Consider the following 14349-nt stretch of genomic DNA (forward strand, 5'->3'; position numbering starts at 1 on the left):
CGAGCATGGATATCCGCGAACACCTGAAATTGCCGAGCGGGGTAACTCTCAAACTCGCCCCGCTCGCCGATACCGAAGAACTGACAACGACCGACGCCAATCCCGGCGCGCGCAATGGAAGGAGACGTGACATGATGACTGCAACGACCACGACCGAACCGGCCCGCGCCCGCGCGGTGCTGTCCAACCAGGACTTCAAGCTGCTGCAGGATGCCTGCCTGTTCTACCTGAAGGCCCATGAGGACGATCCCATCTCGTCCAAGTACTCCGCGCTCTATCACCGCCTCGGCTCGGCAATCCGCCGCTGATGGAGCCCCCGACACCGGCGCTCCAGAACGCCGGGTCGGGAAGCCGAATTCATCGAGTTTTCCTGGGGAGGAAAGCGTGGCCCGTTCCGCAGACACTGCGGGGCGGGCCCATTTGCGTGCCGGAGCGCCCTGTCGAGATGACGGACCGTCTCTCCCGGATAGTTACGCAAGTCTCGGTTAGAGCGATCTCAAGCCCGATCCCTCTAGGCCTCGAGCATGGGCACCAGCGGCACGGATTCCCTCGATATGATCGCGATGATCGCGATGATCGCGCTCCAGCAGTCCCGGATGGACCTGATATTGCTGGCCGCCATCGTGTGCCTGATGGCTTCGGGGACGACGGTCCTGTTGCTGCGCCAAGCCCGCCGTAGCCGACAGCGCGAACGGCGCCTCTGGACCCTGGCCGCAGGCGCGGCGCTTGGCTTCGGGGCCTGGGCCAGCCATTTCATCGCGCTCCTGGGAGACGATCCTACCCACGATCACGCCCATTCGGCTGTCCTGACACTGGCCAGCCAGACCACCGGACTGGCTGCCGGGCTCCTCGCCTTGCACCTGGCCGTCCCGGGACAAACGGTACGCGCCAAGGCCATGGCGACAGGCGTGCTCTCGATCGGCTTCGCCATCATGCACTATCTGGGAGGCCTCTCGCTCCAGGTCGACGCAACGTTCCAATGGCACTTTGGCCTGGTGAGCGCCTCCCTCCTCCTGCCTGCCCTGTTCTTCTACCCGGCGCTCACCCACACGCTTGCGCGGCGGGGCCCAGGCTCGCCGTGGCCCGCGGCACTTCTGCTCGCTCTGGGAACCGCGAGCCTGCATCTGCTAGGTTCGGCGGCGCTGACACCGGGCCCCGAGCATGGCGCACTGAGCGCTCCAGCCATCCCGGCAAGTTCCCTGGCCGGATGGGTGGCCGCCGTCGCGCTGGCCATGCTCGCAGCCGGCATGGCAACCCAGCTCGTACGCAGCCAAGCTCAGGCGTCGCTGTTGCGGAGCGAGCGGCAGTTCTCCGACCTCGTCCGCTCGATCTCGGACTACGCCATTGTCCTGCTCGGCACGGACGGCACCGTCACGCAGTGGAACGAAGGCGCGCGCAACCTGACCGGCTACAGCGCGCAGGACATGCTCGGAATGCCCGTCGCGCGGCTGTTCAGCTATGGCGACCGCAGTGACGACCTGCCCGCACGCACACTCGAACATGCGCGCGAAACGGGCAGTGCCTCAGGCGAATGTCTCTACCTGCGGCGGGACGGGTCCACATTCTGGGGGCACGGCACGTTTCAGGCCACCCGCGGCCCCGAAGGCCGGCTTGCCGGATACTCCTTTGTCATGCGCGACGTGAGCGGGTTCAAGGCAGACAAGGACCTGATTGCCCAGACCTCGATGCGGCTCGACACCGCGCTGACCAACATGCACGAGGGCCTCTGCCTGTTCGATGCCGATGGCCACCTGGTGCTGTGCAACGCCCGCTTTCGCGAGCTATGGGACCTCGATGACGCCGTGTGCGAAGCGGGAACCCCGCTGGCCGAGATGGTCCGCGCCGGCTTCATGAATCCTGATGGGACAGAGCACGCCGCCCCCGCACTTGCCCAGTACCGCCAGCTCCTGAAGGAGACCTTCGCCAAACCCTCTCTCCCCCCCATCACGATCGATTTCGACGGCGCGCTGGCGGTCTCGATCGCCAACCGCGCGCTTCCTGACGGTGGCTGGGTCACCACGTGCGATGACATCACCGAGCAGCGCCGCTCCGAAGCGCGCATCGCGCACATGGCGCTGCACGACAGCCTTACCGGACTGCCCAACCGCACCCGCTTCAACCAGCGTCTTGACGACAAGCTGGCACTGGCCAAGCGCACGCAGGGCAAAGTCGCCGTGATCGCGATGGACCTCGACCGCTTCAAGGACGTCAACGACACCCACGGCCATGCTGCGGGTGATGCGTTGCTCCAGTCCATCGGCCGCGCGGTGACGGAGGGTACACTCGAGAGCGAAGTCGTCGCCCGACTCGGTGGTGACGAGTTTGCCGCGGCCAAGATATTCACCGACACTCAGGACCTCAGCGAATTCGTCAGCCGACTGCACGCCTGTATCGCGGGCGCCAACGATTGCAGGGACATCGAGGTCGGCGCGAGCCTCGGCATCGCGATCTTCCCCGACGACGGCCTCGACCGGGAAACTCTCCTCAACAATGCAGACCTTGCGATGTACCGCGCGAAGGGCCAGCGCGGCGAGAGCTGCTGCTACTACGAGGAAGGCATGGACGCCGCCGCCCGGCGACGTCGCCTTCTGGCGGGAGACTTACGCCAAGCCATTGCGCGCGGGGAACTGCATCTGCTCTACCAGCCGCAGCGCTCGCTACGCAGTGGAACGCTCAGTGGCTACGAAGCGCTGCTGCGCTGGCAACATCCCCGCCTGGGGTTCATCCCACCCGACGAGTTCATCCCGATCGCCGAAGAAAGCGGATCGATCTTCGCGATTGGCGAATGGGTGCTCGAGGAAGCCTGCCGCGAAGCCCAACGCTGGCCGGGCGGAGAGAAGGTTGCCGTCAATCTATCGGCGGTGCAGTTCTCCAAGCCCGATCTTGTCGGCACGATCCACAGGATACTCGCCGAGACCGGTCTTTCCCCGCGCCGCCTTGAGCTTGAGATCACCGAAACCGCGATCATCGAGGACAAGCTGCGCGCACTCCACTGCCTGCGCCAGTTGAAGGCCATGGGTATCGGGGTGGCCATCGACGACTTCGGCACGGGCTACTCCTCGCTCGACACGCTCCACTCCTTTCCCTTCGACAAGATCAAGATCGACAAGTCCTTTCTCTTGCTCTCCGACACAAGCGCGCAGGCCCGCGCGATCATCCGCGCCGTTCTTGCGCTGGGCAAGAGCCTCGCCATTCCGGTTCTGGCCGAAGGCGTGGAGACCGAAGCGCAGCTGCGAATTCTGGAGAACGAAGGGTGCGACGAAGCCCAGGGCTATTATTTCGGCCGTCCGGGCGGGCCACCGAGCCATCCCCGCTCCGACCTCACGCAAAAGACCGCCGTCAACACCTGACACACGATATCCCGGCACGACCACGTCTTGCAGACTGATGGCGCGCTTGATCGAGAACATGGACAGGCATCCCAACCTCGCGCACGGTGCACACCTGCCCCCTGCCTGCGAGGAGACCGTTGCCGATGAAGTCGATCGCCACCTTGACGATGAACCCGACCATCGACGTTTCCTACGACGTCGCCGAAATGCGGCACACCCACAAGATGCGCACCGACAACGAGTGGTACGCCCCTGGCGGCGGTGGGCTCAACGTCGCCCGCGTCTTCGTGCGGCTGGGCGGAAATGCGCGCTCGTTCTATCTCTCCGGCGGAGCCACCGGCCCCGCACTCGATGGCCTGGTCGACCTGCATCAACTGGTCCGTACGCGCATAGCCATTACCGGCCCCACCCGCGTCGCTTCGGCCGTGCTGGAACGCCAGAGCGGCAAGGAATACCGCTTCACCCCGCAAGGGCCGCGGATCGCGCCCGACGAATGGAATGAATGCCTCGACCGGCTCGACGAAACGGATGCCGATATCGTGGTCCTCAGCGGCTCGCTACCTCCCGGCGTCCCCGATGACTTCTACGCGCAGGCCACGAGACGCCTGCGTCGCAAAGGGATCGAAGTCGTACTCGACAGTTCGGGCCCGGCCCTCTCCCATGGCATCGCCGAGGGCGACCTGCTGCTGGTCAAACCCAGCTCGGGCGAACTGGAGAGCTACCTAGGGACTTCCCTCAGGGGAAATCCCTCTATCGCCCAAGCCGCCCGCGCCATAGTCGCAGAAGGCAAGGCCAGGCTGATGGCCGTGACCCTGGGGCATGAGGGGGCAATTCTGGCGCGGGCCGACGGTGCCTGGTTCCTCCCGGCGCTGCCGATCGAAGCGGCAAGCGCTGTGGGGGCAGGCGACAGCTTCGTCGCGGCGATGGTCTACGCTCTAGCGCGCGGCGATGATGATCTCGCCGCATTCCGCATGGGGCTTGCCGCGGGAACCGCCGCCGTGCTGCGTGCAGGCACCGGGCTTGCACAGGCCCACGACATCGCCCGCCTACTTAGACAAGTGCCTGATCCCGAACCACTATGATCTATACTGATTCGCTTTTTGCGGAAGTTCTCGCGCTTGACGCAGGTGCAGCAATTGGCCCGCTTTTCGCAAATGCAGCATGATTTTGCGATAAACCACCCACTCACTTCGCATCAGCACAATCCCTTAGGTCCAATACGGGTCATTTTGAGCGCCTGGCGCAAGCATATTTGCATTTATTGCTTTTCAGCCGGACATTTCTGTTGCACATTCCACTCGAACAGTCTTTTAGACCGAAACGAGTTTTGAAGAGGTTGGGAGAGAGCGCGCCGGGGGACACCTCCGGCGCGCCGATTTTTAAGGGGGCAAGTTTGGGGTCGAGGCACCGCCTCCCCCTCCCCCGTCTAACCCTCCCCTGTCATTCTGAAGTCAGGATTGCTCCGTAAGGCGGGCTCGGGTAGCGCAAAGCGCGCTGCACCCCACACTTCCGGAATGCCCTTCTTCCCTTGAGCCACTCTTCTACCCCACCTTCGCTGAGCGCCCAGCTCTGGTCGATCGCCTTTCCGGCCATGCTCACCAATGTGGCAACCGCCCTGTTCGGGCTGGCCGACATGTGGGCGATCGGACGACTGGGAGATCCCGCAGCGCAAGGGGCTGTCGAACTCGGCGCGAAGTTCACGATGGGCTTGCTCAACGTCTTTAACTTCCTGCGTACCGGCACGATTGCCCTGACCGCTCAAGGGTCGGGCCGCAGCGATTTCGACGCGCAGGCAACCACTCTCGTGCGCGCCCTGGCGGTAGCGCTTGGGATCGGAGTGCTGCTGATCGGTGCGATGCCGCTGGCGATCCCGGCGGGTCTCGATTTCCTCGGAGCCCATGGCACCTTGCGCGAGGAAGCCCACGCCTACGTAGCCCTACGCTACTGGGCGGCGCCGCTGTGGCTGCTCAATTGCGTCCTGATCGGCTGGCTTGTCGGCCAGCGAATGGTCCGCCATGTCCTTGCCGTCGAGATCACGACCAACGTCGTGCATGTCGCCCTCGACCTGGGGCTCGTTCTGGGAGCGGGCTGGGGCGTCGAAGGCGTGGCAATGGCAAGTCTGCTGTCTGAGGGCCTTCGCCTCGTCCTCCTGATCGGGATTGCCCTCCATCGTCCCGCATCGCGCATTGCGGCCCACCAGGTGCTTCGTGCGGAAACCTGGCAGCGCAGTGCACTTGCCCGCCTCTTCGCGCTCAACCGCGATCTGTTCCTTCGCACGCTGCTTCTGACCGGCGCCATGATGCTCTTCGCGCGCACGGGCGCGCAGGCAGGCCCCGTCACGCTCGCGGCGAACGGTATCCTGTTCCAGCTGTTCATGCTCGCCACGCTTCTCCTCGACGGCTTCGAGAACGCGGCACAAGTTCTGTGCGGCGAAGCCTACGGTGTTCGCGAAGCCCGGCGCTTCCGGCATACCGTGCGCCTCGCGCTGGGCTGGGGCGCGATCACGGGGTGCGCGCTATCGTGCATCTACCTGCTTGCCGCACCGAGCCTCGCCGACGCGTTCACCGCATCGCCGCAGGTCCGCGCCGCCAGCCAGGAGTACATCCTCTGGATCATGGCGCTCCCCGCCGTCGGCATGGCCTCTTTCGTGCTCGACGGCGTCTTCGTGGGCGCAGGCTGGACGCGCGCGATGATGGGTACGATGGCCGTGGCCCTGGCGCTCTATGTCGCGCTACTCTGGCTGCTATCCCCGTTGGGCAATCACGGCCTGTGGCTCGCTTTCACGGTGCTGTTCATTGCACGCGCGGCTGGCCAGTTCGCCGTCCTGCCGCGGCACACGAAACGGGCCTTTGCCGAAAGCTAGCTCGCCTCGCCCCGTCGATATACAAGAAGCAGGTTGTTGGCGGGCATTTCGACCCGCCGGCTGCGGGAAAACCCCGAGTTTGTGGCCAAAGCGTCCACATCGGCGAGCTGCCGCAGCCCCCAGGCCGGATCGCGCGCCTTGAGCGATTGATCGAACTCGAGATTCGACGGCGCGGTTTCGACATCGGCCTCCCGGTAGGGACCGTAGAGGACCACTGGCGCGCCTGTACTCAGCCTCTCGGCCGCACCGGTAAAGAGCCCTTGCGTCGCGCTCCAGGGGCTGATGTGCACCATATTGATGCAGACCACGGCGTCCGCACGGTCCACCGGCCAGTCGGCAGGCTGCGACGCGTCCAGCGTCACGGGTGCACGCAGGTTTGAGAGGCCTTCCTGAGCGCGCCAGGCCGCGATGGACGCACAGGCCTCGGGATCGGGGTCGGAAGGCTGCCACACGAGCCCCGGGAGCCCTGCCGCAAAATGCACGGCATGCTCACCACTCCCGCTTGCCACTTCCAGCACGAGCCCATTCCCGGGCAATTCCTCGCGCAGGAGCTCCAGGATCGGCGCGCGGTTGCGCAGCGTGGCGGGGGCGTGGCGACGTGGATCGGGCGAACCGGGATCGAGCGGCGTTGTATAACTCATGCTTCGGGCTTACCCGTTGCACATTAGTCCCACAATCCCAGCGCATCCTGCGAAGGGCCGCTTTCGATCGGTACTTCGCAGCAGGTCACGCTGTCATCCATGAACCCACAGAAACGCGAACGCAGGGCCTCGAGGCTGATACGGCGCATCTCGCTCTCACTGAAACCGGCCGCGAGTATGGCAGCCAGCGCACGCTGTTTCTGGGCGATCAGATCGATCGCCTGGAGTTCGCGCAAGTGACGCGCAGCGAAGTTTTCGTCGCGGCACAGGACTTCTCCCAGGGCTTCGACCTCGGTGCCCAGTTCGAGAAGGACATCGGCCATCGCGTTGAACTTGGGTTCATCCATTGCTTACGCTCCGCTCACGCCGCGAAGGCGACCTCTCCGGAGGCGCTCAGCGCGTTGAGGTCCAGCACCATGACCATCTGCTCCTCGATCGCAACAAGGCCCTCAAGGAAGGGCAGCACTTCGTCATAGCCCGCCGTTGGCGCGGGCTGCAGGTCTTCGGTGTTGAGGCCGACGATATCGCTCACCGAATCCACGATCAGTCCTTGCGACTGGCCGTTGACCTGGCACACGATGATCGCGTGACGCGGCGTGGCCTCGGTCGCTGGCCACCCGAGCCGGGCCGCAAGGTCCACAACGGGAAGTACCGTCCCGCGCAAATTGACGACGCCCGAGACATAATGGGGCACACGGGGCATCGGGGTCACCGGTGTCCATGCGCGGATTTCCCGTATAGCCATGATATCGAGGGCGAAAATCTGCCCCGCAACTTCGAATGTGATCAGTTCGCGGTACATGGGAGCACCTCCTTGGTGTTGCTTTGGGTTAGTGAGCCACCCGGCGCACGGCCGCGACCAGCTTTTCGGTGTCGAAGGGCTTCACGATCCACCCGGTCGCCCCCGCCGCGCGAGCCCGCGCTTTCTTCTCGTCGGAGCTCTCAGTGGTCAGAACGAGTATCGGACGGTCGCGATGGCGCGTGCCGCCACGCACCTGCTCGATGAGACCGAAGCCATCCAGACGCGGCATGTTGATGTCGGTGATCACGACATCCACCTCATTCACCGCCAACCACTCGAGCGCCGAGACGCCATCGTCCGCCTGCGACACCTCGAAGCCATTGGTGGAAAGCGCATGGTTGAGCAGCGCCCGCATGGAGGCACTGTCATCGACAGTCAGGATACGGGTATTCTTGGACATTGCGTGCCTCGCTTGGTCAAAACAGTTCGACATCGCCCCGCGGAGCCGGGCGCGCGATGGGTTGGGTACGAACTTCCACGGGAGCATCCGAGCTGGAGACAGAGCGGCAGCGGACCATCCCGGACTGCGGCCGGAAATCCACCCGGCGTGCATTACTCCCTCCCAAGTCCTCGCGGACGAGCTCGATGCGCTCGCGCAGCAGGAAGCCCCGGGCAAACTCGGCGTTGGCGGTCCCGATCTGCTGCATCCCCGAGCGGATGTTCGCGCCGCCATAGAGGTGCGCCCGCAGCCGGTCCTTACGCGCGCCGTAGTTGAGCATCTCGTTGATGAGCATCTCCATGAGGTAGACCCCGTAGTGGACGTCGACCTGGCCGCGGTCGTGGCTTGCAGGCGGCTCGGGCAGGAGGAAGTGATTCATGCCGCCAAGCTCCACCGCCGGATCGTAGAGGCACGTCGCCACGCACGAGCCGAGCACCGTGCTCAGTTCCACCCGCGCCCCCGAGCTCACCTTGAACTGCCCCTGCAGCACGGTCAGCTTCACATTCCCGTTGTTCATGAAATCAAGACCCGACATCAGGCTGCCCTATTCAGCGCATGGCGCGCGATCCGGTTGATAGGGGCGACCACGCGCGCTCCCCCCAGAGCGATGGCCGCGCGCGGCATTCCGAAGACCGTGCAGGTGCTTTCATCCTGCGCAATCGTATGCGCCCCGGTTTCCGCCATAGCCAGAAGGCCCTGCGCGCCATCCCGCCCCATGCCGGTGAGCAGTATCCCTACCGCCTCGGCGCCGACGGTCTGCGCAACCGAACCGAACAGCACATCGACGCTGGGACAATGGCCGGAGACAGGTTCGCCCCGGCGCAGCTTGGCGTGAAAGGTGCCGTTTCCCCGCACCAGCAGGTGATGATCCGGTTCCGCCGCAAGATAGACGTTGCCCGCGACCAGCGGCATGTCGTTGATCGCCACCTGCACCGGCGCCGGGCAGATCTTGTCCAGTGTGCGCGCGATGGCAGGCGCAAAGCGCGGGTTGACGTGTTGGACGATCACCGTAGGCGGACAGTCGACCGGAAACTCGCGCAGGAGAACCTGCAGCGCCTCGACGCCGCCGGTCGAGGAGCCGATCGCGATCAGCTTCGCATCGCGCCGGATCACGCGGCGGCTTTCCTCAGCAACCACGGGTGAGACACGGGCAGGCTTACGGAAGCGCACCTGCGCCGCGTCGTGGATGAGCCGCCCCAGTTCCCCGCTGTCGTTGAGCGCGAGCTTTCCCGAAGGATCGTACTTCGAATAGCAATTGACCGCCCCCAGCGCGAGCGCACGCGCTGTTACATCGTTGCCTTCCTGCGTCGCCCCGGACACGATGATGACCGGCGTGGGGCGCAGCGTCATGATCTTCTCCAGGAAGGCCAGGCCGTTCATGCCCGGCATCTCGATATCCAGCGTCACGACGTCAGGGTCGTGTTTCTTGATCAGTTCACGCGCTTCGGCGGCGTTGGACGCGGTGTCGACCACGGTAATGTCCGGCTGCTCGCTGAGGCGCGACAGGAGGATCGCGCGCATGGTGGCCGAATCGTCGACAATGAGCACACGCACCGTCATGCGACGCTCCTCTGGTAGATCGTGGGACCGACAAGGTTCAGCATGTTCATGGCAGGCCCTGTGACCCGCTCGGAATGCCCGATGTAGAGGTAACCTCCCGGCTGCAGCGCTTCGCAGAACCGCTGGACCAGCCGCTCTTTCGTCGGGTTGTCGAAATAGATCATGACATTGCGGCAAAAGATGCAATCGAAACGCCCACGGATCGGCCAGTCCCCCAAGAGATTGAGCAACCGGAAGCGTACGATTGATCGCGCGGTATCGTGAATGACCGCCTCGTCTCCACGCTCCACCACCCAGGCACTGCGCAGCGCCTCGGGCACGGGCTTCAGGTCCTTGGCGGCATACGTCGCGGCCTTGCCCGCCTCGACCGCATGAGGGGCAAGATCCGTGGCCAGAACGCGCAGATCGGCCCGCGCCAATTGTTGCCCTTCATGGCGGTCGCGCCCCAGGAGCGACATGGTGATTGACCAGGTTTCTTCGCCGCTCGAACAGCCAGCAGACCAGACCCGGACCTTGCCTCCGTCCTTGAGCGTGCGCACCAGGTGCGGACGCAGTTGGGTTTGCAGGTGCTCGAAATGGTGCGCCTCGCGGTAGAAGAAGGTGTGGTTGGTCGTGAGCGCGGCGACGGCACGGTTCAGTTCGCCCCGGTCCGCGCGCAGGCGCTGGATATACTTCCCAAAGGTAACGAGACCGCTTGCCCGGACCAGTGGCGCCAGCCGCGAATAGACCAGCATCGACTTGCCCGAGGGAAGGACGATACCCGCCGCCTCGTGCACGATCTTCGCGACTTCCGCAAAGTCAGCCGGACCATAGATATCGGGGCTGATCCCCGGTATCGCATCGGAAATTTCCAGCGTCGCGTTCACGCAGCCTGCCTCTCGTGCGAGGGCAGCGCACAAGCCACCAGGCCATCGACATCGACGATGAGCGCGACCCGGCCATCGCCCAGGATCGTGGCCCCGGCGACACCTTCGACCGGACGGAAGTTGGTTGCTAGGCTCTTGATGACGAATTGCCTCTGGTCCTGAATATCATCGACCAGCAAGGCCGCCTGGCCCGCACTCTCGGTATCGACGACGATCAGCACCCCTTCCTCGGGCGTCGTCGCGTTGCAGGCCGCGCCAAGTTCGCGGCCCAGCGTGATGACCGGGATGAACTGGCCGCGCACGTTGAGCATCTGCCGTTGCGAGCCCAGCCCCTTCACATCGCCCTCACCGGGACGCAGACTTTCCACGACGTGCGCCAGCGGCACGACCATCGTCTGGTCTCCGACATTCACGATCATGCCGTCCGAAATCGCCAGCGTGAGCGGCATGGTCAGGATGAAGGCCGTGCCCTTGCCGGGCGTGCTCTCGATGGTGATGCGGCCGCCCAGATCCTTCACGTTCTGGCGCACGACATCCATGCCGACCCCCCGCCCGGAAATGTTCGAAATCTGCGCCGCCGTCGAGAATCCCGGCGCGAAGATCAGGTTGTCGATCTCTTCAGCGGAAAGCTGCGCATCGGGTCCGACGATGCCCTTCTCGATCGCCTTGGCCAGAACGACCTTGCGATTGATGCCCGCGCCATCGTCGGCAATCGAAATGACGATTCGGCCCGAACGGTGCTCCGCCGCAAGGGTCAGCGTACCTTCAGGGGACTTGCCTGCGGCGATGCGATCTTCGGCCTTCTCGATTCCGTGGTCGACCGCGTTGCGGATCAGGTGGGTGAGCGGTTCGCCGAGACGCTCTATGACCGTCTTGTCGAGTTCCGTCGACTCGCCATGGACCTCGAGGCGGACATGCTTGCCGGTAGATGTGGCAAGATCGCGCAGAATGCGCGGCACGCGGCTGAAGACCGAGGCAATGGGCTGGGCGCGAATCGACATCGCCGATTCCTGGATATCGCGCGTCAGGCTTTCGAGCAGCGAGAGCTCCTCGCTGGCATTGACATGGACGCCGTCCAGACGTTGCACGAGCATGGCCTGGGCAATGACCAGTTCCCCGACCAGATCGATCAACCGGTCAAGCTTGTACAAGTCGATGCGGATGGATTGCCCGGCCCCCTGAGACGCCGGCTGTGCGCCAGCGGCGGCCGCGGGTTTGCCCCCGGTTGGCGGCGTATTCGCGTCCGCACCGACCGGTGCGGAAGTCTCGACACTCTGGAGAGGCCGCGCCTCCTCTGGTGCCGGTGCCCCGGCTTCCTGCGGCTGAGAATTGCCATTCGACGCGGCCACGGCCGGTGAAGGTGCCGCTGTAGGCGTGGCGGCTGCATCCAGCTCGACATCGGGGATACGCTCGTCCGCGCCCACCGCGATCGCGCAGTCATCACCGATGAAATCGAAGATGTCGCGGACCCGCTCCTCGCTCACCGTGTCAGGAATGGCGAAGGTCCAGCCCAGATAGCCCTGCGCGACATCGAAGCTGTCCAGCTGCGGAACCTGACCGACATCACAGTGGAGACACGTTCCGCCCAGTTCAGCTACGTCGCGCAGCATCAGGAGCGGCTCGTTGCCGTTGCGCATGGCCCCTGCCCGGGGCCGCAAGTGCAGTTGCCACGATTCGCCTTGCGGTGCCTCTGCGGGGGAGCCGGGCGCGTCAAAATCCGCAGTCAGGTCATCGAGCAGAGCATCGAGATCGATTTCAAGGTCTTCCTCGTCGTCGCTTGCCGCCGCCGCTTGCGCGTCGACCTGCACGGGTTCCTCAACCGGCGAAGGTGCCGGAGCCGCGCTCTGTGGCGCGTTCCCTGCATTGGCGGCCATGGCGCCTTCCATCTCCGCGATCAGACCGGCATCGTCGGGCGCATCCCCGCCCTCGCGCGCGGCCTCGACATGGTCCGCAAGCGTGTCGAGCGCACGCAGCAGAAGGTCGATCAGTGGCGGGGCGATCTCCACCAGGCCTTCGCGCACATCCGAAAGCAGCGTCTCGAAGGTGTGCGTATAGGCCTGGAGCGCGCCATACCCGAACGCACCTGCGCCCCCCTTGATGGAATGCACCGCGCGAAACACGCCGTTGACGGTATCAGCATCCTGCGTGCCTGCACGGCATGCGGCCAGGCCAGCTTCGGCGGCGGCCAGGGATTCCTCGCACTCGACGAAGAATATCTGCTGGATTTCTTCCGGGCTCATGCATCCCCCTCTTCGAAGAGTTCCGATTGAAGGCCGGTCAGTGCGGCCGCCTGGAGCAGGGCCGGCGAGGCTTCGATACGCGCCCCACCGCCACTGCGGCGGGCCGAGACCAGAAGCTGGAGAACCGCCTGTCCGACATGCTCGACGCTGCTGCCATCGATCTCGATAGGCGCATTGCCGACAGCGCCTACGAGTTCGGGCCAAAGAGCTTCGGCAGCGGCGCGGTCACACCGAACCGGCAGAGAGATGGTTCCCATCAAAACGCCCCCCTCACGCCCCAAAGCGCAGGCTGGAGTGGTTCAGGCAAGTCCCGTGGCGGAACGGCATGCGGTTCGATAACTGCGACATAAAACCCTCGCGGATGCGATCGCCGAACTGTCAGGGCCGAGGTGGCCGGGGCGTCGACCGGGGAGTTAGCCGCGCGGCTGCCAACAGCGGGTTTGCCTCAATCTCCGGCATTTTGCGTAAGGCGCTTAAGGGAAATCGTCGCAGCCATTGACTTACCTCCGTGCCGATCCGGCAGTCCGGAAGCACAAGAGAGGTTTCACTCCATGCATGACGCCCGCGTCCTGGTAGTCGACGATTCCGCGGCGATGCGCGCCCTGTTCTGCGATGTCCTGGAGCAATCCAAGAACATCCGTGTCATCGGCACCGCCGCCAATGCCGCCGAAGCGCGCGAACAGATCGCTGAGCTCCAGCCGAATGTCGTCACGCTCGATGTCGAAATGCCCGGCATGAGCGGTATCGAATTCCTCGAAGAGATCATGAACGGGGGTAACCCCCTGCCCGTGGTCATGCTCTCCAGCCTGACCCAGAGCGGGACCGAGACCTCGCTCAAGGCCTTTGAACTTGGCGCGGTGGAATGCTTTCCCAAGCCTCTCAAGGCCACCCCGGAACAGTTCGCCAAGACGGTCGGAAAACTGGGCAAGATCGTCCTCGCCGCGGCCAATTCCAACGTGCGCGACAAGCCCCGCCCCAAGGCCGCCCGCGGCGAGGGCGAGGCGGATGACGACAGCGGCTACCAGTCCAGCGGCATGATCGCAGCCTTCAGCACCTCCATGGGCGGCGTCGATGCCCTCACCGAAGTGCTCGGGCAGTATCCCAAGGCCTGCCCGCCCACCGTCATCATCCTGCAGACCGAGCCGATGCTGGCCGAAATGTTCATCGCCAAGGCCGACAAGGACTGCCGGTGCGCCGTCGTGGCCGCCGCCGACGGCGCCGAACTCAAGCCCGGCACGGTGCACATTGCCTACGATCCTGCCCGGCATGTGATCGTCGAACCGGGCACGCCAGCCAGGCTCCGCCTGGTGGAGCGCGATCCGGTGGGCGGTTTCCGGCCTTCCGCGACGCTTCTTTTCGGCTCACTGTCGCGCGGCAACATGCCCGCGATCGGCGCCGTACTCACCGGTATGGGCGAGGACGGCGCCAAGGGGCTCAAACTGCTCCAGGCGGCGGGCTGCCGCACGCTGGCGCAGGACCGGAACACGGCCACCGTCCCGCAGGCCCCCGCCGCCGCCGTCGAGGCCGGGGCGGCGAGCGCGGAACTGGGGCTTGCCGAACTGGCCGCCGACATCCTCACCAATTGCGCAGCTACCAGCTAGAGCGT

The 14349-nt window shown here is 64.9% G+C and carries 14 protein-coding genes; 5 read left to right on the forward strand and 9 right to left on the reverse strand.

The window, feature by feature from the left end; genetic code table 11:
• Positions 1–5 precede the first annotated feature (5 nt).
• From LC060_RS19510 to LC060_RS19525, 4 genes are all read left to right on the forward strand, one after another.
• Positions 6–308 carry a hypothetical protein gene (locus LC060_RS19510; protein WP_039392569.1) on the forward strand — a complete coding sequence of 101 codons (303 nt, stop codon included), beginning with the start codon at positions 6–8 and terminating at the stop codon, positions 306–308.
• Positions 309–554: 246 nt separating this feature from the next.
• On the forward strand, positions 555–3350 hold the full coding sequence (locus LC060_RS19515; protein WP_226638373.1) for an EAL domain-containing protein: 2796 nt from the start codon (positions 555–557) through the stop codon (positions 3348–3350).
• A 125-nt stretch (positions 3351–3475) separates the two neighbouring features.
• A complete protein-coding gene (locus LC060_RS19520; protein ID WP_226638374.1) occupies positions 3476–4414 on the forward strand; it encodes a 1-phosphofructokinase family hexose kinase in 939 nt (312 codons plus the stop codon).
• Between the two features lie 446 nt (positions 4415–4860).
• Positions 4861–6195, forward strand: a complete 1335-nt coding sequence (locus LC060_RS19525; protein ID WP_226638375.1) for an MATE family efflux transporter — start codon at positions 4861–4863, stop codon at positions 6193–6195.
• On the opposite strand, the gene LC060_RS19530 is transcribed toward LC060_RS19525, so the two are convergent.
• The 9 genes from LC060_RS19530 to LC060_RS19570 are packed head-to-tail and all read right to left on the reverse strand — an operon-like array spanning position 6192 to position 13000.
• Positions 6192–6836 carry a DUF938 domain-containing protein gene (locus LC060_RS19530; protein ID WP_226638376.1) on the reverse strand — a complete coding sequence of 215 codons (645 nt, stop codon included), beginning with the start codon at positions 6834–6836 and terminating at the stop codon, positions 6192–6194. The two genes, LC060_RS19525 and LC060_RS19530, sit on opposite strands and share 4 nt — an antisense overlap.
• A 23-nt stretch (positions 6837–6859) precedes the next feature.
• Positions 6860–7183: a hypothetical protein gene (locus LC060_RS19535; protein ID WP_226638377.1), complete on the reverse strand. Its 324-nt coding sequence runs from the start codon at positions 7181–7183 to the stop codon at positions 6860–6862.
• Between the two features lie 14 nt (positions 7184–7197).
• Positions 7198–7638 carry a chemotaxis protein CheW gene (locus tag LC060_RS19540; protein ID WP_148625161.1) on the reverse strand — a complete coding sequence of 147 codons (441 nt, stop codon included), beginning with the start codon at positions 7636–7638 and terminating at the stop codon, positions 7198–7200.
• Positions 7639–7666: 28 nt separating this feature from the next.
• Entirely contained in the window at positions 7667–8038 is a 372-nt protein-coding gene (locus tag LC060_RS19545) for a response regulator (RefSeq protein WP_084592158.1), read from the reverse strand.
• Between the two features lie 16 nt (positions 8039–8054).
• Entirely contained in the window at positions 8055–8612 is a 558-nt protein-coding gene (locus LC060_RS19550) for a chemotaxis protein CheD (RefSeq protein WP_039392561.1), read from the reverse strand.
• Positions 8612–9637, reverse strand: coding sequence for a protein-glutamate methylesterase/protein-glutamine glutaminase (locus LC060_RS19555; protein WP_226638378.1), 1026 nt, complete (start codon positions 9635–9637; stop codon positions 8612–8614). Before LC060_RS19555 ends, LC060_RS19550 begins: the two co-directional genes overlap by 1 nt.
• Positions 9634–10503 (reverse strand): CheR family methyltransferase, encoded by an 870-nt coding sequence (locus LC060_RS19560; protein ID WP_226638379.1) that lies wholly within the window; start codon positions 10501–10503, stop codon positions 9634–9636. The genes LC060_RS19555 and LC060_RS19560 overlap by 4 nt, the downstream gene beginning before the upstream one ends.
• Entirely contained in the window at positions 10500–12743 is a 2244-nt protein-coding gene (locus LC060_RS19565; RefSeq protein WP_226638380.1) for a chemotaxis protein CheA, read from the reverse strand. Before LC060_RS19565 ends, LC060_RS19560 begins: the two co-directional genes overlap by 4 nt.
• Complete coding sequence (locus LC060_RS19570; protein WP_213502708.1) at positions 12740–13000, reverse strand: STAS domain-containing protein; 261 nt, start codon at positions 12998–13000, stop codon at positions 12740–12742. The genes LC060_RS19565 and LC060_RS19570 overlap by 4 nt, the downstream gene beginning before the upstream one ends.
• Before the next feature lie 294 nt (positions 13001–13294).
• Here LC060_RS19570 and LC060_RS19575 point away from each other — a divergent pair, with 294 nt between their 5' ends.
• Entirely contained in the window at positions 13295–14344 is a 1050-nt protein-coding gene (locus LC060_RS19575; RefSeq protein WP_226638381.1) for a chemotaxis protein CheB, read from the forward strand.
• The last annotated feature ends 5 nt before the right edge of the window (positions 14345–14349 follow it).

This window comes from Novosphingobium profundi, from assembly GCF_020524485.1.
GTDB lineage: Bacteria > Pseudomonadota > Alphaproteobacteria > Sphingomonadales > Sphingomonadaceae > Novosphingobium > Novosphingobium profundi_A.

What these genes read in the sequence shown, in the direction of transcription:
- LC060_RS19510 (WP_039392569.1), top strand. Translation starts at nt 6, where the DNA reads ATGGATATCCGCGAACACCTGAAATTGCCGAGCGGGGTAACTCTCAAA.
- LC060_RS19550 (WP_039392561.1), bottom strand. Translation starts at nt 8,612, where the DNA reads ATGTCGGGTCTTGATTTCATGAACAACGGGAATGTGAAGCTGACCGTG.
- LC060_RS19530 (WP_226638376.1), bottom strand. Translation starts at nt 6,836, where the DNA reads ATGAGTTATACAACGCCGCTCGATCCCGGTTCGCCCGATCCACGTCGC.
- LC060_RS19540 (WP_148625161.1), bottom strand. Translation starts at nt 7,638, where the DNA reads ATGTACCGCGAACTGATCACATTCGAAGTTGCGGGGCAGATTTTCGCC.
- LC060_RS19515 (WP_226638373.1), top strand. Translation starts at nt 555, where the DNA reads ATGATCGCGATGATCGCGATGATCGCGCTCCAGCAGTCCCGGATGGAC.
- LC060_RS19575 (WP_226638381.1), top strand. Translation starts at nt 13,295, where the DNA reads ATGCATGACGCCCGCGTCCTGGTAGTCGACGATTCCGCGGCGATGCGC.
- LC060_RS19520 (WP_226638374.1), top strand. Translation starts at nt 3,476, where the DNA reads ATGAAGTCGATCGCCACCTTGACGATGAACCCGACCATCGACGTTTCC.
- LC060_RS19545 (WP_084592158.1), bottom strand. Translation starts at nt 8,038, where the DNA reads ATGTCCAAGAATACCCGTATCCTGACTGTCGATGACAGTGCCTCCATG.
- LC060_RS19570 (WP_213502708.1), bottom strand. Translation starts at nt 13,000, where the DNA reads ATGGGAACCATCTCTCTGCCGGTTCGGTGTGACCGCGCCGCTGCCGAA.
- LC060_RS19565 (WP_226638380.1), bottom strand. Translation starts at nt 12,743, where the DNA reads ATGAGCCCGGAAGAAATCCAGCAGATATTCTTCGTCGAGTGCGAGGAA.
- LC060_RS19535 (WP_226638377.1), bottom strand. Translation starts at nt 7,183, where the DNA reads ATGGATGAACCCAAGTTCAACGCGATGGCCGATGTCCTTCTCGAACTG.
- LC060_RS19555 (WP_226638378.1), bottom strand. Translation starts at nt 9,637, where the DNA reads ATGACGGTGCGTGTGCTCATTGTCGACGATTCGGCCACCATGCGCGCG.